General features: G+C 35.2%; 16 protein-coding genes. 15 read left to right on the plus strand and 1 reads right to left on the minus strand.

Going from position 1 to position 18,939, the window contains the following annotated elements; translation table 11 throughout:
* From ACEWK1_RS23515 to ACEWK1_RS23555, 9 genes are all read left to right on the plus strand, one after another.
* The coding region (locus ACEWK1_RS23515) for a hypothetical protein (RefSeq protein ID WP_416636708.1) at positions 1-667 on the plus strand (667 nt) is incomplete at its 5' end.
* Positions 668-749: 82 nt separating this feature from the next.
* Positions 750-2,354: an ABC transporter substrate-binding protein gene (locus ACEWK1_RS23520; protein ID WP_416636709.1), complete on the plus strand. Its 1,605-nt coding sequence runs from the start codon at positions 750-752 to the stop codon at positions 2,352-2,354.
* A gap of 83 nt (positions 2,355-2,437) precedes the next feature.
* On the plus strand, positions 2,438-3,385 hold the full coding sequence (locus ACEWK1_RS23525) for an ABC transporter permease (RefSeq protein ID WP_416636710.1): 948 nt from the start codon (positions 2,438-2,440) through the stop codon (positions 3,383-3,385).
* 12 nt (positions 3,386-3,397) lie between these two features.
* Positions 3,398-4,309, plus strand: coding sequence for an ABC transporter permease (locus tag ACEWK1_RS23530; protein ID WP_416636711.1), 912 nt, complete (start codon positions 3,398-3,400; stop codon positions 4,307-4,309).
* 29 nt (positions 4,310-4,338) lie between these two features.
* Positions 4,339-5,223: a DUF1028 domain-containing protein gene (locus ACEWK1_RS23535; protein ID WP_416636723.1), complete on the plus strand. Its 885-nt coding sequence runs from the start codon at positions 4,339-4,341 to the stop codon at positions 5,221-5,223.
* Between the two features lie 5 nt (positions 5,224-5,228).
* Positions 5,229-6,215 carry an ABC transporter ATP-binding protein gene (locus ACEWK1_RS23540; RefSeq protein ID WP_416636712.1) on the plus strand — a complete coding sequence of 329 codons (987 nt, stop codon included), beginning with the start codon at positions 5,229-5,231 and terminating at the stop codon, positions 6,213-6,215.
* Positions 6,215-7,177: an ABC transporter ATP-binding protein gene (locus ACEWK1_RS23545; RefSeq protein ID WP_416636713.1), complete on the plus strand. Its 963-nt coding sequence runs from the start codon at positions 6,215-6,217 to the stop codon at positions 7,175-7,177. The genes ACEWK1_RS23540 and ACEWK1_RS23545 overlap by 1 nt, the downstream gene beginning before the upstream one ends.
* 173 nt (positions 7,178-7,350) lie before the next feature.
* Entirely contained in the window at positions 7,351-7,842 is a 492-nt protein-coding gene (locus ACEWK1_RS23550) for a hypothetical protein (RefSeq protein WP_416636714.1), read from the plus strand.
* A 126-nt stretch (positions 7,843-7,968) separates the two neighbouring features.
* Positions 7,969-8,955, plus strand: a complete 987-nt coding sequence (locus ACEWK1_RS23555; protein ID WP_416636715.1) for an AraC family transcriptional regulator — start codon at positions 7,969-7,971, stop codon at positions 8,953-8,955.
* Positions 8,956-8,985: 30 nt separating this feature from the next.
* Here the strand turns inward: ACEWK1_RS23555 and ACEWK1_RS23560 are convergent, their stop codons facing one another.
* Positions 8,986-10,548: a sugar hydrolase gene (locus ACEWK1_RS23560; protein ID WP_416636716.1), complete on the minus strand. Its 1,563-nt coding sequence runs from the start codon at positions 10,546-10,548 to the stop codon at positions 8,986-8,988.
* A gap of 193 nt (positions 10,549-10,741) precedes the next feature.
* Here ACEWK1_RS23560 and ACEWK1_RS23565 point away from each other — a divergent pair, with 193 nt between their 5' ends.
* The 6 genes from ACEWK1_RS23565 to ACEWK1_RS23590 all read left to right on the plus strand — a co-directional run.
* Complete coding sequence (locus ACEWK1_RS23565; protein ID WP_416636717.1) at positions 10,742-12,496, plus strand: sensor histidine kinase; 1,755 nt, start codon at positions 10,742-10,744, stop codon at positions 12,494-12,496.
* Positions 12,497-12,499: 3 nt separating this feature from the next.
* Positions 12,500-13,987: a response regulator transcription factor gene (locus ACEWK1_RS23570; protein WP_416636718.1), complete on the plus strand. Its 1,488-nt coding sequence runs from the start codon at positions 12,500-12,502 to the stop codon at positions 13,985-13,987.
* A gap of 222 nt (positions 13,988-14,209) precedes the next feature.
* Positions 14,210-15,523: an ABC transporter substrate-binding protein gene (locus tag ACEWK1_RS23575; protein ID WP_416636719.1), complete on the plus strand. Its 1,314-nt coding sequence runs from the start codon at positions 14,210-14,212 to the stop codon at positions 15,521-15,523.
* Between the two features lie 76 nt (positions 15,524-15,599).
* Positions 15,600-16,466 carry a carbohydrate ABC transporter permease gene (locus ACEWK1_RS23580; protein ID WP_416636720.1) on the plus strand — a complete coding sequence of 289 codons (867 nt, stop codon included), beginning with the start codon at positions 15,600-15,602 and terminating at the stop codon, positions 16,464-16,466.
* Positions 16,466-17,350: a carbohydrate ABC transporter permease gene (locus ACEWK1_RS23585; RefSeq protein WP_416636721.1), complete on the plus strand. Its 885-nt coding sequence runs from the start codon at positions 16,466-16,468 to the stop codon at positions 17,348-17,350. Before ACEWK1_RS23580 ends, ACEWK1_RS23585 begins: the two co-directional genes overlap by 1 nt.
* 94 nt (positions 17,351-17,444) lie before the next feature.
* The coding region (locus tag ACEWK1_RS23590) for a family 78 glycoside hydrolase catalytic domain (protein ID WP_416636722.1) at positions 17,445-18,939 on the plus strand (1,495 nt) is incomplete at its 3' end.

Raw genomic sequence — 18,939 nt, forward strand, 5'->3', positions numbered from 1 at the left:
GTCTATTTTCATGATTATTAATTTAACTTTTTTATTCAGTTTAGCCATTTTTTTAACTAATTATATTTATCTTCAAGAAGGACTTGAGACGGTCTATCATAATTTGCTTCATTATCATCCAGAGGTTTTGCATATCTATTATGAAAATCAAAGTCTTGTTTATTGGTTAACTTTACTTATCATTTTCACGAAATTATCAATTCAATTACCAACCTTTGAACAGTTTTCAAAGTCAATTGTCGGGAATGGGATAAGTCGTTTATTTGTTGGTGCGATTATTTATGTGACTCTTATTTTATCCTTTTCTACGATGACAATCGTCGCAATCACGCAAAATTTGCCTTCAGAAAATGTCAACGAGCTTCTTATCCTTCTAATCAAAGAAAAATCTGATTCATTTATTTTTCTATCCATTATGTTGACTTTTTATATGCTGTCACTCATAACGAATGCCATAAAGTATAACGAATACAAAGAAAAGTATGGAAAACCTAAAAAAATGACGTTTATCATGTTGGGAGTCGCAACATTGTTAGGAGTCTATATATTATTTCAATACCAAATCAGTTTTCTTACTATGTATGTTTACTCTTCAATTTTTATCTTCGTTCTTATTCTGTTAAAAGGTTGTACCTCGATTATTTTTAAAATAAGTAACAATATTTAAAAAAGTCAGAAAAATATTAAAAAAATATTTTTCTGACTTTTTTTATAATGAAAATGTACCAATACAAAGGGGGGTTATGATAGTGATAAACAAAAGAAACAGTATTCTCGCTTTTTTGTTAGTATGTGTGTTTATGCTTAGTGCATGTTCTTCACAATCAACAAGCGAGGAAGGTGAAGCAACAAATGAGGGTGGTAGTAACTCGATTGTTGTTGGATTAGAGGCAGAACCAACAACTCTGGATGCCCATCAAATGTCAGACTACAACTCTAGTAGAACAGCGATGGAAATCTATGACCAACTTGTGCAATTTAAAGATGAAAGCACTGAGCTTGAACCAGATCTAGCTGAGAAATGGGATGTGTCAGATGATGGATTGGAATATACGTTTTACTTAAAACAAGATGTGAAATTCCATGATGGCACTCCATTTAATGCCGAAGCTGTTAAGTTCAGCTTTGAGAGACAAATTGATCCAAATCATCCGTTCCATGATACAGGACAATATGCGTACGCAGAATTTACCTTTGGAACAGTTGATAAAATTGAAGTGGTTGATGAATTTACAGTGAAACTTACGTTAAAAGAACCATTTGCTCCATTTTTAAGCAACTTAGCTATGCATGCAGCTAGTATTGTAAGTCCAACAGCTGTTGAAAAGTATGCAGCTGATTTCACAAAAAATCCGGTAGGTACAGGTCCATTTAAGTTTGTAAGCTGGGATCCAGGTGTTGAAGTTGTTTTAGAGAAAAATCCGGATTATTTTAAAGGTGAACCAAATGTGGATCAGTTAATTTTTAAACCTATAACTGAAGCACAAACTCGTTTGGCAGAGCTTGAAGCAGGAAACATTGATATGATTGTGAACGTTCCGCCTGATGATTTAGAGCGACTAAAGAGTGATGAAAACTTACAAGTTATCGAGCAAGCGGGCATGCATACTTGGTGGACTGCGTTTAATACACAAAAAGAACCATTTAATAATGTGAAAGTTCGCCAAGCTGTTAACTATGCGATTAATAAAGAAGCGATTGTTGATGGAATTCTTCAAGGAACAGGGGAGTTAGCAAATACACCGTTACCACCGACAATCTGGAGTCATAATCCGAATGTGGAAAATTATGATTACGATCCTGAGAAAGCAAAAGAACTATTAGCTGAAGCTGGCTATGCAGACGGATTTGACGTGACATATTGGGTTCCTGAATCTGGTTCTGGTATGCAACAACCCCAAGCGATGGCAGCTGCTATTCAAGCGGACCTTAAAGAAGTAGGCATTAATGTTGAAATTCAAACATTAGAATGGGGAGCTTATTTAGATAAAGTTTTCCTTCCACCTGATCAAAATGATATGGATATGCACCAAATGTCATGGGTTGGAGATAATGGAGATCCTGATAACTTCTTATATATTCTTTTAAGTAGTGAACAATGGCCAACAGCTGGCTTCAATGATTCCTACTACAAAAATGAAACAGTAGATGAATTGTTGGCAAAAGCACGTGTAACAAAGGATAAAGGTGAACGAACAACAATGTATGAAGAAGCACAAAAGCTGATTATGGAAGATGCTCCATTAGTTGTGTTAGATCATGAAAAACAAATCATTGTTGCGAACAACAGAGTTAAAGACTTTGCTCTTCACCCAACAGGTGTGTTCCGCTTTTCAGGAGTGAAGGTGGAGTAGATAGAGAGATCTAAAGGGGAGCTTGTCTCCTCTTTGGTCTTTAAATGGATGAATAAAGATGTGTTTAGAAAGAGGGGGTTAACATGGCTTCATATATCATTAAAAGGTTGATTAGTTTAGTGCCAGTTCTAATAGGTGTGACGATTTTAGTATTTTCGATCATGCATTTATCGCCAGGTGATCCAGCCAAAATTATGTTAGGTCCAAAAGCAACAGAGGAATCAATTAAAGCACTTAATGCTCAATTAGGTCTTGATCAGCCTTTATATGTTCAATATTTTTCATGGATAGGAAATGTGTTAACTGGTGATTGGGGAAGGTCATTACAAATGAAGATGGAAGTATTACCACTTGTCATGGATCGCTTCAACGCTACGTTAATTCTGACATTTTTTAGTGCCGCTTTGGCATCAGTCATTGGGATTGGTGTGGGAATTGTATCTGCTTATAGAAAATACTCGTGGATTGACAGAGGTCTTATGCTGTTTGTTTTATTCGGGTTCTGTTTACCTGTATTTTGGCTTGGACTTATATTGCAAATTATCTTTGGCCTCAAATTAAATATCCTTCCAATGTCCGGCATGTATTCTCCAGGTACAACTGGCTTTGCTGATCTTTTCATGCATATTATCTTACCATCTTTAGCATTATCTGCAGGGGCAGGTGCAGTCATAGCTAGGATGACTCGTTCAAGCATGTTAGAGGTGTTTGAGCAGGACTATATCCGTACTGCCCGTTCAAAAGGAATTACAGAAAGAAAAGTAGTGTATGTTCATGCCTTGAAAAATGCTTTTATTCCAGTGTTAACAGTCCTAGGAATGCAAATCGGCTATTTATTAGCTGGAGCTGTATTGGTTGAGATGGTATTCTCGTGGCCAGGAATAGGGACATTAATGATTAACGGGATTTTAGCACGTGACTTTCCTTTAGTTCAGGGGATTATCCTATTTGTGGCATCAACATATGTGTTAATAAACTTAATTGTCGATATTTTATATGCATTATTAGACCCAAGGATTTCTTATCGATAGGTGGTGTGAAAGATGGAACCAGTAGTTAATCAGGAACAACTTCCTCCTTATCAAAAAATAGAAGAGGAAAAGTCAAAAAAGGCTAAGGGGCCTTTGCGGATTGCAATGAAAAAACTATCCAGAGATAAGGCTGCGCTAACAGGGTTAATTATATTAGCTGTTATTGCAATTCTTCTACTTGCAGCCCCGATTCTTCCTATTCAAGATCCTGATGAGGTGAACTTAGGTAATCGTCTCCAGCCGATAGGGACGGCAGGAAATATTTTAGGAACAGATGATTTAGGAAGGGATTTGTTAAGTAGGTTAATTTGGGGAGGAAGAGTATCGGTCGCGATTGGATTTATTGCTGTTGCGATTGCCTTGTTCTTTGGAACAATTCTAGGCTTAATTGCAGGATATTTTCAACGTTTTTTTGATGGAGTCATTATGAGGTTTATGGATATCTTAATGGCATTTCCCTATGTTTTATTGGCCATTGCAATTATCGCAGCGTTAGGACCTGGTTTATTAAATACGATGATTGCCGTTAGTATCGTAGGTATTCCTTATTATGCGAGAATTGTCAGAGGAAGTGCCCTTATGTATCGAAATATGGAATTTGTTTTAGCAGAGCGTGCGTTAGGAGCGGGGCATGGTCATATTATTTTTCATCATATCTTGCCAAACTGCCTGCCACCATTAATTGTTGCTGCTAGTTTGGACATAGGGTGGATGATTCTCGCTGCTTCAGGTATGAGCTTTTTAGGATTAGGTGCGCAGCCACCATTGTCTGAATGGGGAGTGATGCTGAGTGAGGGTCAAAAATTTATTCGTGTTGCCCCACATGTGAGTTTGCTACCAGGATTTGCGATATTTTTAGTTGTTCTTTCCCTTAATTTAGTCGGAGATGGATTACGTGATGCACTTGATCCAAAATCAAAATAAGAAAAAAGGATGATGATGACATGAAAAAGATGAAAAAAATTCCACGTGATTTTGTTAATACATTTTCTATTGTAGGATACGATCCGGTTACAAAAGAACATGGTGTTGCTGTTGCTTCAAAGTTTCTTTCTGTTGGTTCATTAGCTCCTTATGCAAAAGCAGGAGTTGGGGCAGTTGCCACTCAGTCTTGGGTTAATGTGGATTATGGAACAAAAGGACTTCAATTAATGGAAAGTGGTTTAAGTGCAGAGGAAGCATTACAAGAGGTAACAAAAGGTGACGAGAAGTTAAACGTTAGACAGGTCGGGTTTGTTGATGCTAATGGGAAAAGTGCAACATTCACAGGTGAAGAATGCTTTGATTGGGCAGGCGGGATTGCCGGAGAGAACTTTGCTTGTCAAGGAAACATACTAGTCGATGAAAATACAGTAAAGGCAATGAGTAAAACATTTCAGAAAACAGAAGGAACACTTGCGACTAGGCTAGTAAAAGCTTTACTTGCTGGAGAAGAAGCAGGTGGTGACAGTCGTGGTAAACAATCCGCATCACTCTTAGTTGTAAAAGAAAATGGCGGATATGGTGGTTATACGGACCGTTATATTGATTTACGTGTTGATGATCATCATGAGCCTGTCGTTGAACTGCAAAGACTATTACATTTACATCAATTATATTTTGAAAGAACGTTAGCTGAGGATGTTGTTCCTGTAGAAGGTGAGCTTAAGCAACAACTTGCTAATAAATTGCGTAAACTAGACTATTTAAAATCAGATGATTCTACAGACGAGGAGCTATTTGGGGCCCTTTATTCCTTCCATCTTATCGAAAACTTTGATGAAAGAGTGCAAGAAAAAGGATTTGTTGATTTAAAAGTAGTTGAGTTTATTAACGAATTTGCGGAGCGAGAGGACTGATAGAAATGACAGCTCTCTTAGAAGTAAAAGATTTAGAAGTGCGGTTTAAAAAAGATCGCAAATTTGTTTCTACGATAAATGGAGTCAGCTTCAATGTAATGCCGGGAGAAACAGTTGGAATTGTTGGAGAATCAGGATGCGGTAAAAGCGTTACTTCTCTTTCGGTTATGGGGTTATTACCAAAGGAATATAGTCAATTGGGTGAAAATAGCAGCATCGAATTTAATGGAAAAAAAATAAACGGGATGTCTGATTTAGACTATCAACGAATAAGAGGAAATGAAATCGCGATGATTTTCCAGGATCCAATGTCTTCCTTGAATCCGGTACTAACAATTGGCTATCAAATGGTCGAAATGATTCGCAATCATACAGATTTAAATAAGAAACAAGCAAATGCAAGGGCAGCAGAAATGCTTGAAAAGGTTGGGATTTCAAGAGCAAATCAAATCTTAAATGAGTATCCGCATCAGCTTTCCGGTGGGATGAGACAGCGGGTTATGATTGCGATGGCTCTTTCTTGTAATCCAAAACTACTGATCGCAGATGAACCAACAACTGCCCTTGATGTGACAATACAAGCGCAAATTCTCGACTTAATGAGAACACTTCAGAAGGAATTTAATACAGCAATCATGTTAATTACACATGACTTAGGGGTTGTAGCAGAAGTGTGTGATAGAGTCATTGTAATGTATGCAGGTAGAGTTGTTGAAGAAGCAACAGTTGCTGAAATTTTTAATAATCCAAAGCATCCGTATACGAAAGGACTGTTAGAATCGATCCCTAGTTTATCGGATGAAAAAGACCGTCTACATGCAATTCCAGGTTCTGTCCCATTGCCTGAAGAAATGCCAGCAGGCTGTCGATTTGCACCAAGATGTGCACATGCAACAGAGTCTTGTTATCAGTTGATTCCACCAAGGCTAAAAATATCGAACAATCAATATATAAGTTGTTGGCTTTATAGTGAGGACGGTGGCGTAAAATAATGGAGGAATTATTAACAGTTAAAAATCTTAAAAAATACTTTTCTATTAAAAAAGGGATTTTAAGTAGAGAAGCCGGCAATGTAAAAGCTGTTGATGATGTAACATTCTCATTATTTGAGGGTGAAACATTGGGTCTTGTAGGGGAAAGTGGTTGTGGAAAGTCTACTTTAGGTAGAACTGTTCTTCAATTAGTTAAGCCTACTGAGGGAGAGGTTCTTTATAAAGGTAATAACATATCAAACATGTCTTTTAAAGAACTAAGACCATACAGAAAAGACATGCAAATGATTTTTCAAGATCCTTATTCTTCTTTAAATTCACGAAAAACAATCAAAAGTATCTTGATGGAGCCATACAAAATTCATTCATTATATACAAATAAAGAGCGTGAAGAAAAGGCAGATGAAATGCTCGAGAAGGTTGGTTTAAATCGATTGTTTGCCCATCGATATCCACATGAATTTAGTGGTGGTCAACGTCAGCGGATTGGGATTGCGAGAGCTTTAATGCTTGAACCAGATCTTATTATCGCCGATGAACCTGTTTCAGCATTAGATGTTTCTGTCCAGGCACAAGTGTTAAATTTAATGCGTGATCTTCAAGAAGAATTTAAATTGACCTATTTATTTATTGCTCATGATTTAAGTGTTGTAAAGCATTTTAGTACAAGAGTTGGAGTCATGTATCTTGGCAGAATGGTAGAGTTATCTGATAAAGAAAACTTATATAAAGAACCTCTTCATCCTTATACACAGGCTTTGTTATCAGCAGTTCCTGTCCCTAAAGTAGGTGGAGCAAGAGAAAGAATTATTTTAAAGGGTGATGTTCCTAGTCCGGATAATCCGCCTAGTGGATGTGCTTTTCATACAAGATGTACACAGTGTATGCAAGTTTGTAAGGAGGAACGACCACAACTGAAGGAAGTGGCAAAGGGACGTTATGTGGCTTGTCATCTTTATTAATTAAATTCTTCAAATAATAAGCAAAAAGGCTTCAATTCCAACTAGGGGTTGAAGCCTTTATTGTTTCTTCTATGTTCTTAAATAATTTCCATTGTTCACAAAATGTTCACTTACGAGAAAAATTTAAAATCGATATACTTACAAATGCATTAACAACAGGAAGGATGAGTAATTTGCCAACAACGAAAAAAGAAGGTATTTATTTTGGTTTGATGATGTGTACCGGCATGGTCATTGTAATGGGGTTTTATAATATGATTCTTACCGGAATGCTTGGAGAAATTTCATTTTTTGAAGGACTTTTTCAACTTTTAAGTGCATTTATTGTAGCATTATTGCTTGATTTATTTTTAGTTGGACCTTTTGCGAAGAAAATTGCTTTTTCATTGCCATTTGATAAGTCTAAGAAAGTTTATAGGATCCTGTCTATTTCATTCTTTATGGTGCTAGGCATGGTCATTTTTATGTCACTGTATGGAGTTATGGCTGCTTACTTAACTAATGGATTATCAACAGATTCTTTTTTACAAAGTTACCTGTCTACAGCAGCTAAAAACTTTGCTTTAGCATTTCCACTTCAGCTTATAGTAATGGGGCCACTCGTTCGATTTTTGTTTATGAAGTTTGTAAAGGCGGGAACACAAAACATAGCGGAATCTGTGTAAATTGATCTTGCTTGCTAATCATAAAACAGGTTGTTCATGAAGGAGTTTCCTGTTTTTATTCGTTTAAGGTCAAATGATCTGATATGATTATGGTTAAAAAATTAGTGTTTTTAGAGGTGCATTCATATGAATCATGACCAGCTTGATCAATATCTTCGCAAACTTGATGAGATTGAGAAAATTCAAATTCTAACAAATGAAAACATTAACGACTTTGATGGCAGGGAGCTAGTGGTCAATGGTGGTCAATCTATTCCACGTTTGGATGAAAAGTATTTTTTTGATAAAGGCCCTATTTTTATAAGTAAACACCATCGCTTTGCCGACATGCCATTGCATATGCACACATTTATTGAAATGAATTATGTGTATTCCGGAGAGTGCCACCAGATTCTTAATGGAAAAGAAATCAAACTTACTGAGGGGCAAATTTGCTTACTAGATAAAGATGTGCCACACAGTATTTCAGCACTTGGTGAAAATGATATTGTTGTAAATATACTTATGAAAAAAGATCCTTTCACCATGTCATTACTTGGACAGCTAAGTAAAAAGGGGATTGTTTCAAGCTTCTTAATGAACGCAATCTCAGAAAATAAACACCATGATCGCTATATTTTGTTTCACTCAGATCAAAACCAAAATCTTCAATATATCGTTAAAAATATGCTTAGTGAGTATTTTGCTCCACGAGAATATTCCTTGGAAATGGTCAACTACTATATGCCGATCTTATTAACCGAGCTTATGCGTGTTTATCAGCTTGATAAGAATTTTGAGCTTCCTCAATCATCAGGGAAAACAAGTATTTTGGACATTCTCCACTATATCGAAAAGAATTATAAAGATTGTACATTAACAAGCTTAGCTGAAACATTTAATTTTAATGCTAATTATCTTGGTAATATGTTGAAGGAAAAAACAGGAAAGACGTTTTTAGACCTTGTTCAATCACAGAAAATGATAGAATCTGCTTCTTTACTAAGGAATACTGAGAAAAGCATTGAGGATATTGCTTACCATGTGGGGTATGACAGTCTTAGTTTCTTTTATCGTAAATTTAAAGAGTTTTATGGAGAAACACCAACTAAGTTTAGAAAAAGCAAAAAATAACCCTTGTGCAGGGAGCACAAGGGTTATTTTTTATAGGTCATATTTTCGAATAAGGTAAGTTGGAGTACAGCTCCAAGCATGACAATAGCTATTAATTAAATAGCTTCCATATGGGGAGAAATCTTTATTTTCTGGATCATACAGCTCCCAAAATGTATCCGCACCATCCTTGATCATTTCACCCCAATAAGCTTTTAGTTGAGAAATGGCCTGATTTCTTTCACCAACTAATAATAAAGCTTCTACAAGGTAGTGATACATATATGGCGTTGTTAGTCCAATCTCCGGTTTTGTTGTTAATAAGTGGTTCATAAGCTTTCGGTTGTTTTCAGAATTTAACACCTCTGCATGAACCATCCATATTTGAGTTGCCCATGAAACTTGACGATTCTCACCACTAACAAAAAAGCCTTGGTCTTTATCCCATAGGTGAGATATTGTTGCCTTAATAACATCTTGCAGTTTTTCTGTTAAGAAATCACTTTTGTCACTGTTTACTATTTTCGCTAATTGTATTGCTCTTCTCATTGTATAAATTAAGATGGCTTGTGAAGGAGCTTGTTTGTTTAGTTTTTCATGCCAATCAATAAATGACCACCATGTTTCATCATCTTTAACAATACCATTTTCATCCAAACGCTCTAACGCAAGCTCAACCTGCTTGTATGCTAGTGGCCATAAGTCATTTAGTGTTTCTATATCTTTGGTTGCTTCATAATAATCAAATAATGTTGTTGTAAATAATAGCGAATAATCGAACAAATACGTGTCATCGGCAATGAGTGAAGGAGCAATAAATAAATTGGCTGCCACTTTTCCTTTTTCTTCAGGAACACCTGCGAATAAATATAAACATCTTTTTACAAGATCATTTGTTTCAAAGGTTTCGTAATTCGCTAATGCCTGCAATCTTAAATCTCCTAACCACAAGCGGCGGTCACGTTTAGGGCCGTCTTCAAACACTTCCTGCATACAATCCTCAAGTGTTTTAATACTAACTTGGTCTACTTTCTCAATTAATGAATCTTCATGATTTAATTTTTTTACTTTTGAGACATCTGCTGAAGTAACCGTATTGCATGTGATATTTTCGAAAGAAACTCGATATTTTGGTGATGTATTTAGCACTTCGATCTTTAAATAACGAAAACTATAACGGCGTGGAAGTTCAAGTTTTGTTGGTATCACATCAATATGCATCACTTCTTCTTGTAACCAAGAAGAGCTAAGCCAACCATCGTATTCTGAAAATGGTTCCGCCATTTCAACGGGCATTTCTCCGAAGGTTAACTTAAGATGTAATGGAGCATCCGGTGGACTTCCAATTGGTTTAATGTTCATCGATAAATAACCTACTAAATGTGTTCCAAAATCAAGAACAACTGTATCTCCTTTCCCATAGTTATGATTTGTCATGTTGTCAGCAGCATCAATATTATTTACTTCCCATCCGTGAATCACAGTAGAATTGGGAATAACGTCAATGATATGTTTAGGTTGAACTTTCTTCTCAAAAAATTGAGGCATAAGTTCTTCAGCTTTTGTAATAAACTCCTCATTTCTAACAATTGTTTGTTCAGTTTTTTGCATCATAACTATTTGAACCTCCAATGAGTTTTCTCTTACGTATAGTTAAAGCGATTACATACTATTTAGGCAATGTTTGAACTACAGTCATTTTTGCTTGTTTTACAGGTTTTTAAGATAAGGGGTTGAAAACATGTGCCGTAGCGTTATATTAAAGGATAAGATTTAATTAAAACTTGATAGGAAATGGAAGGGTGAAATGAAAGAGGCATTAAGCAGAATCCTATATCTATTACGTCCAAGAAAAATAAGAAATAAATATTTTTTGTTTATGATCATGCTGTCTATTCCTCCCCTATTTATTTTAGGATTTATTAGTTTTAATATCGCAAAAAACACATTAGTGGACAAGCAAGTTCAAAGTACTCAGGAGCATCTAAGAACATCAAGTGAAGTGGCAGATTTATTATTTGATAACATCATCAAGATGGAGCGATTAATTTCATGGAATGATGGAATTAGGCAAGCATTAATTGACAGTGCGGAAGTTGGGGGTAATAAGGAAATAGATGATGAAACAGGGAAAAGAATGAGAGATTTAATATCCAGTTATCTTATTGATACACAAGATATTGACTCGATTTGTTTATTTGATAAGGATTTTCATTCAGTCTGTTATGGAAATTCAGATAGTTACGGGGCTTTGGAACGAAAAGGCACACATCAATATATTTCCCTTACAGGATGGTACCGTAAAAGTGTTGAAGCAAAAGGCAAGCCAGTATTTAATAGCTATAATGTTCTAACAAATGACTTACAAACATTTTCATCTGTAAAGTTATTAAAAGACCCACAAAGTCTTTTTAAAGAAGAAGTAATTGGTTTGTTAGTAGTAAATATAAAAAAGTCTATGTTTTCAAAGGTTTTCAATGAAAACGAGGAGAGTAATTTTGTTGTTTTAGATTCTAATCAATATAGCACCTCTCCGATCTACACCTATCCCCAATCTTTTTCAGGAAGGATAAGAACAAATCAAGACAAACAGAATCTAATTCAAGAATTAAATAATGAAAACTATATTATAAATTCTTTTAAAAATAGGACAACTGGCTGGGATTTAATGCTTTTAATAGAAGAAAAAGATCTTTTAAAAGATTCAAATCAAATAGCAAGAATCACAACAATTATTGCTGTAATTATTGCCATATCTGCTCTTTATCTTTCTTTTGTTTTATCAGGTAGAATAACAAGACCGTTGAGACAACTAAAAAATATGGTGATTGGTGGAGCTAAGGAATTATACATCTATGATGAACCTAAAGATAAAGATGAAATTGGTACAATAAGTGAAACCTTTAACCAAATAAACGTAAAAACGAAAGAACTAAGTGACAAATTAGTACGATCCGAGTTGAAGGAAAAGGAAGCAGAATTAAGAGCATTACAAGCTCAAATTAAACCACATTTTCTTTATAATACTTTGGACTCTATCTATTGGATGGCAACAATGCAAGATAACCACGAGGTTGCCAAAATGGCCTTTTCTTTATCAAAAAGCTTTAAGTTAAGCTTGAATAGTGGTAAGGAATTGATTGCTGTTTCAAAAGAATTAGAGCATATTGAGCATTACATGACGATTCAAAATTTAAGATATAATGATCGTTTTCAATATATTGAGCAAGTTGATGAAGAATTAATGAACATAGAAATTTTGAAGCTATTAATACAACCACTTGTCGAAAATGCGATTTACCATGGTTTAGAGCCCCAAGAAGGAGAAGGGACGATAAGTGTAAAAGGAAAATTAAAAGATAATTTAGTGACTTTTATTGTTAAAGATGATGGTGTTGGGATTGAAGATTTAAAGAAAATAGATCAAGGATATGGATTAAAAAATGTCCGTGAAAGGTTAATGCTATATTATGGTCCAAGCAGTAAGCTTTTAGTAACGAGTGAAGTAGGTAAAGGTACGAAGGTAGAACTGCGTTTCTTTCTTACTAGAAGGGAGGAGTAAGCTTTGTTAAAGGCTGCAGTATTTGATGATGAATTTATTGTAACTGAAGGATTAAGGAAGATGATCGATTGGTCTAGCTATGGAATTGAATTGGTTGGTACTGCACAAAATGGTTCGGCGGGACTACTTTTATTCAAAGAACATAAACCAGATATTATCTTTACTGATATCCGTATGCCAGGTATCGATGGTTTAGAATTGGTTGAGAAAATATTAAGTGAAGCCCCTGAGACACAATGTATTGTCTTTAGTGGTTTTAGTGAATTTGAATATGCGAGGCGAGCTATTCACCTAGGAGTTGTTGATTATCTTGAAAAACCAATTACAATTCCTATGATTGATGAAGCAATAAAAAAATTATTGGATCGAATAAATAAACAAAAGACTTTATCTTCTTTAAAAGAAAAATTGGAGAGTAGTCGTGGTGAACTGTTGCAAAAGACTACATTAGATTTAATTCAAGTTGGTCCAGAAGTTTTACCAAAATGGAAGGAGCTTTTTGGTGAAGAATCAGATCATATTATTGCGGTAACAGCAATTGCAACTTCAACAAAAGAATTTACCCTATCAAAAGATCATTCTTATCGAGTTGTTTCAGTTCGTAGTGGTATTGAATATTTACATGTTGTTTTCCATTTTACGAAAGACATAAATAAATTATGGGAACAACTGTTATTTTTATCTGAAGATATATCATTTCATATAGGTTCAGGTACAAGCTACTTTACATTAAATTACATTTCAAAAACTTGTAAGGAAGCTCTAGATGCATTAAAATACGGAAGTTTCTTAGAAAAGAATGGGTGGATTCGGTATGAGGATGTTGGGAGTTCCACACGATTAACCGGAGAAGCTCTAGAACATGCTGATGAAATCATTTTTTATATTCGAACGGGTAATAAGCAAGGGCTTTTGAAACAAGTTGAGTTATTTATAAGTGATCTTGAAACAGAGAAATTAACTAGGGAAATCGCAGAAAGAGAAATATTGAAACTCGTCTATCTTGCCATGGAAGTAGCAAAGGAAACTGGTGGAGACATTTATGAAATGAAACAAAATAATTACTTGCCACATGTTGAGATAGTAGAGAAAAAGACTAAGGAAGATATGTTAACTTGGCTTCGATTACAAATGGAAATGATAATGAATTGGACTTTAAATGTTCGAGATACAACTAAGCATGCTTCAGTAGAGAAGGCAATTTTTTATATGAAGCAAAATTTAAACAGAGATTTAACACTTCAAGAAGTGGCAGAGCATGTAGGGATGAATGCAACTTATTTTAGTGTGCTATTTAAAGAGGAAATGGATGTTTCTTATATTAAATATCTAACTAAACTTAGAATAGAGCGTGCTAAAGTTCTTCTAAAGGAAGGAAATAAGGTATCTGTTGTAAGTGAAAAGGTCGGGTATCATAGCTACAGACACTTCTCTGATATTTTTAAAAAATATACAGGTTTTAAGCCAAGTGACTATAAAGGTTCAGTTTAAATGTTAATGTAAAGAGACTTGCTATGAAAATAGTAGGTCTCTTTATGTATTTGGGTTAAAAAACATAAAACAAAAAAAACGTACACAAACCTAAAAAAGTAAGCACTTACAAGTTTGGATGTAAACACTTACAATTTAGTTATAGAAAGAAACAAAAAAGCTTCCAAACAAAAGAAGAAGCTAAATGAATTTAGAAAAATCTAAGAAACGGGGTCTTAAATTATGATGAAGAAAACAAGTAAAGTACTATCAATCATTTCGTCCGTTGCTCTTTTTTCAGGTATTATGGCAGGTTGTAGTAGTGGGAGCGAAGACACTTCTAGTGGTGAAAGCTCAGAAAAGAAAACCTTAACATTTCTTATCGATAATCAAACTCAGTTAGGTGGAATAGAAGCAATCGCTGAAGAGTTTGAGAAGAAAAATAATATTGAAATTGAAATTGAAACTCGCCCAGGTGGAGCCGAAGGGGATAATCTTATAAAAACCCGACTTGCTACTGGTGATATGACTGATCTAGTTTGGAATAACTCAGGTTCACAATTACAAGCACTAAACCCAGAGCAAAATTTTGTGGACTTAAGTAGTGAACCTTTTATGGAAAATATTATGGACAACTTTAAAGACGCAGTTACAGTGAACGGCAAAGTGTTTGGAATACCAGGTACTCCGACAAATGCAGGAGGCTGGTTATACAATAAAAAGGTCTATGAAGAACTTGGTCTTACTGTTCCTAAAACTTGGGAAGAATTAATGGCCAATAACGAAAAAATTAAGGAAGCTGGTAAAACAGCAGTAATCGGAACTTATAAAGACACATGGACATCTCAATTAATTGTTCTTGCTGACAATTACAATGTTCTTGCTGAGAGTCCAACATTCGCAGAGGACTTTACAGCTAATAAGGCAAAAATTGCTACAACTCCTGCTGCCCTTCGTAGTTTTGAAAAACTAGAGGAAGTTCATAGCAAAGGTTACTTAAACGAAGATTTCCTTGCTACTGGCTATGATGCTGGTTTGAAAATGTTAGCTGAAGGTGAAGGTGCTCACTATCCGATGGTAACATTCGCTCTAGCTGTTTTAGCTGGTAATCACGCAGATGCTATGGAGAATATTGGATTCTTCCCACAACCTGGTGATTCTGCTGATAAGAATGGTTTAACTGTATGGATGCCTGCTGGTATTTTCATTAATAAAAATAGTGAGAATGTCGATGATGCGAAGAAATTCTTAGAATTTTACGTTTCTCAAGAAGGTGTTGATTTATATACATCAAAAGTAAAGCCTGATGGCCCATTCGCAGTAAAAGGTGTTGAGCTTCCTGATGATGTTTACCCAGCAGTTAAAGATATGATTCAATATTTTGAATCTGGAAATACTACACCAGCACTAGAGTTCCTTAGCCCAGTAAAAGGTCCTAATTTAGAGCAAATCACAACTCAAGTAGGTAGTGGAATCAGCTCTGCAAAAGAGGGTGCTGAATTATACGATAAAGATGTTGAAAAACAAGCGAAACAACTAGGTCTTGAAGGCTGGTAAAAAAAATCAATAAAATTGGCCCTGTCTAGATTCTAGCGGGGCTGATGTTTTAAATAAGTTAGAGAGGAGCAGCAATATGAATAAACTAACAAATCGAACTTATACCTACTACTTCTTATTGCCTGCGGGAATTGTTTATTTTATTTTTTTCTTACTTCCAACAATCATGTCTCTATTTTTTAGTATGACATGGTGGACATTAACTGATTGGAAGTTTATTGGTCTTGAGAATTTCAAAACCTTCTTATCAGAACCTTCTTTGAATATTGGTTTTAAAAATACACTAATTTATGCAGTCGTAACGAGTGGTCTAAAAGTTATTCTAGGTCTATTACTCGGTGTTTTCCTAAGTTCTAAACTAAAAACAATAGGGTTTATTCGTTCAATGATTTTCTTTCCTACACTATTAAGTACAATTGCAGTTGGGATTGCTTTTACAATGATGATGCACCCTTCAGATGGTATTATCAATATCATCCTTGAAGGAATGGGAATCGTAGGTCCGGACTGGTTAGGTGATACGAAAATTGCTCTCTTATCTGTTGCATTGGTTGATGTGTGGAAAGGGGTAGGTATGGCGACTGTTATATTTATTGCTGGAATCATGTCTATTCCTGAAGATTATTACGAAGCACTAATGATTGATGGTGGAAATGCATGGCATAAATTTAAAAGTATTATACTTCCTCTGAGTCGCCCAGCTATGAACACTGTTATTATTCTATCATTTATAGGTGGGTTACGTTCTTTTGATTTAATATGGGCAATGACAAAAGGTGGTCCAGGGTTTAGCACAGACTTGATTGCATCAATCATTTATAAGCAGTATCAGGCAGGTTTCTATGGTTTATCAACAGCTGGTAATGTTATTTTATTCGTACTGGTTTCTGCTTTAGCGTTCCCTCTATATGCTTATCTCAATAAAAAAGAGGTGGATTTATAATGAACCAGATTGAAACAACAACAAATAAAGCAGTACCTCAGAAAAGTAAAGTTAAGGCTAGAAAAAAGTTTTGGAGATTTGTAGGAGAAAGTTTTGCGGTAATAGGAACACTAGGATTCTTTGGTATACCTTTTTATTTTGTAATTGTTAATGCATTAAAAAATACTCAAGAAGCATCATTGTTAAATATGAACTGGCCAAGTTCAATACACTTAATTGAAAATATTAAAGAGGTAATAGCTGCAAGAGATGGAATGCTTCTTCGTGCATTCTTTAATAGTGTATCAATTACTGCTTTGTCAATCATTTTGTTGATTATTCTTGGAGCAGCTTCGGGCTATGTTTTACAGCGAAAAGTAACGAAAGCAACTCCCTGGTTTAATTTCTTAATTTTAGCTGGGTTGATTATTCCACCGGCGGTAGTACCAACTATATGGGTGTTACAAGAAATAGCTCTCTTTAAAACAATGCCTGGTATTGTTCTTGTAGAAGTAGCGCTTAACTTGCCATTTACTATTATCCTATACAGAGGGTTTATGGTAACGATACCAAAATCACTTGATGAAGCTGCATTAATAGATGGATGTGGAAGATTTAGATTATTTTTCAATATTATCTTACCTCTATTAAAACCAGTATCTGCAACGGTCATCGTATTAACGGCTGTTAATGTCTACAATGATTTCGTTAACCCATTATATTTCTTTCCGGGAGCTGAGAATGCAACCTTACAGTTAACTCTTTATAACTTTATGAGCATGTATATGACACAATGGAATTTATTGTTTACAAATGTTCTCTTAATTTCAATTCCTCCTCTCATTCTATTTATTATCTTTAACAAAAGAATTGTTGCTGGAATGACGGCTGGATCTGTTAAGTAAAAAGCTTTATCAAATTAAATAGACATAGCTGTAATATAGACCCGAGGAGTTATTCATTATAATCTTTCGGGTCTTAACATTGGAGGTTATTTTTATGGAATGGAAAGCAAATTGGATATGGGACGGGAGTGGAGACCATCCAAGAAACCAATGGTCTTGTTTCAGAAGAACTTTTGATGTTTCCTCTGAGTATGATTCAGTTACTTTATCCATTTCTGCAGATACGAAGTATACAGTTTATGTTAACGGTGAAATGATAGGTTCGGGACCGGTTCGTGGTTGGACATCTGAGTGGTATTTCGACCAGTATGAGCTTAGTGGATTGAAGCAGGGAGAAAATGTAATCGCTGTATTAGTTAATCATTATGGAATTGGGACAATGCATTATGTAGAAGGTCGTGCTGGACTACTATCTCAAATTGATTTTTATAATAAAGGCGAATTGATAAATCAGTTAATTACCGACGACAACTGGAAGACAATAAACCATGACGGATTTGTTAAGGAAACAGTTAAAATGTCTAACTGCCTATCATGGTCCGAAATTTTTAATGCAGGTCAATTCCCTGATAATTGGGAGACACTTGGATTTAACGATCATTCGTGGAATCAAGCGGAAGTGGTCGGACCTCATGGAGTATCCCCTTGGGGAAATCTTATACCTAGAGACATTCCTGAATTAACAAATGAGCCTGTATTTCCTAAAAGTGTTTTATCGTTAAAAGAAATAAAGTCAATTCCTCAACATTTTTCTATTGATATAGGACCAACCTTTTTCCCTGGTGAATTTGCTAGTAATTCAGGGAAGATCATGCAAGGATATGTCGTTACAGAGATATACTCTCCGCAAGATTTTGAAGGGGTTATGACGTTGATTTTTGATGCCCATGCTGAAGCAAAATGGGAATTTAGATTGAACGGCACTCTATACAAAACAAAAAATGGAAAATATGAAAAGATAACTTTGAAGAAAGGTTCTAATCTACTAATTGTTGACGTTGGCGGTTCTTTTCATGAACCAATTATGCACTTAGCCTTTGATTTCCCTCAAAAAATAGATTTGGATGCCCCTCTAAGTATCGGCAATTCAAAGTTTTTGGCAATTGGTCCGTTTTTTACTGATACCCGCCTTCAAATCGGTAAGCCTATTTTAGAATCTGTTTCAGAAGATAAAGAGTACTTACAAATGAAAAAAGTCTCTACTCTTAGTGAATTAGAAACATTTAAAAAGTGGGCAAAAGTTATTCCAAACGAACATGTTTGTACCGATAATGTAAGTCTTCTTTCCATGTTTAAAGAAGATATTAAAACTCATTCTTTAGATTTTCAGCATCAAAATATGGTATTACCAAACCGTAGCTTTACAAAAGTAGAGCCGATGGAAAATGGAGATACTGAATATTTAATCGACTTTGGCAAGGAATACTTGGGACATATTGAATTTGAACTTGAAGCGGAAGCAGGAGCCATTTTCGACTTTTTCTTATTTGAAAGTATTCATCAGGATGGGAGAATTGAACATACCTTTTCGTTGAATAATTCATTACGGTATATTGCTAAAGAAGGTCGTCAAGTTTATCGATCTTTTA

Source organism: Metabacillus sp. YM-086 (genome assembly GCF_048059995.1).
Lineage (GTDB): Bacteria > Bacillota > Bacilli > Bacillales > Bacillaceae > Metabacillus > Metabacillus litoralis_B.

Coding starts and splice junctions, on each gene's coding strand:
- ACEWK1_RS23525 (WP_416636710.1), top strand. CDS start 2,438: ATGGCTTCATATATCATTAAAAGGTTGATTAGTTTAGTGCCAGTTCTA.
- ACEWK1_RS23530 (WP_416636711.1), top strand. CDS start 3,398: ATGGAACCAGTAGTTAATCAGGAACAACTTCCTCCTTATCAAAAAATA.
- ACEWK1_RS23535 (WP_416636723.1), top strand. CDS start 4,339: ATGAAAAAAATTCCACGTGATTTTGTTAATACATTTTCTATTGTAGGA.
- ACEWK1_RS23540 (WP_416636712.1), top strand. CDS start 5,229: ATGACAGCTCTCTTAGAAGTAAAAGATTTAGAAGTGCGGTTTAAAAAA.
- ACEWK1_RS23545 (WP_416636713.1), top strand. CDS start 6,215: ATGGAGGAATTATTAACAGTTAAAAATCTTAAAAAATACTTTTCTATT.
- ACEWK1_RS23555 (WP_416636715.1), top strand. CDS start 7,969: ATGAATCATGACCAGCTTGATCAATATCTTCGCAAACTTGATGAGATT.
- ACEWK1_RS23560 (WP_416636716.1), bottom strand. CDS start 10,548: ATGATGCAAAAAACTGAACAAACAATTGTTAGAAATGAGGAGTTTATT.
- ACEWK1_RS23565 (WP_416636717.1), top strand. CDS start 10,742: ATGAAAGAGGCATTAAGCAGAATCCTATATCTATTACGTCCAAGAAAA.
- ACEWK1_RS23575 (WP_416636719.1), top strand. CDS start 14,210: ATGATGAAGAAAACAAGTAAAGTACTATCAATCATTTCGTCCGTTGCT.
- ACEWK1_RS23580 (WP_416636720.1), top strand. CDS start 15,600: ATGAATAAACTAACAAATCGAACTTATACCTACTACTTCTTATTGCCT.
- ACEWK1_RS23585 (WP_416636721.1), top strand. CDS start 16,466: ATGAACCAGATTGAAACAACAACAAATAAAGCAGTACCTCAGAAAAGT.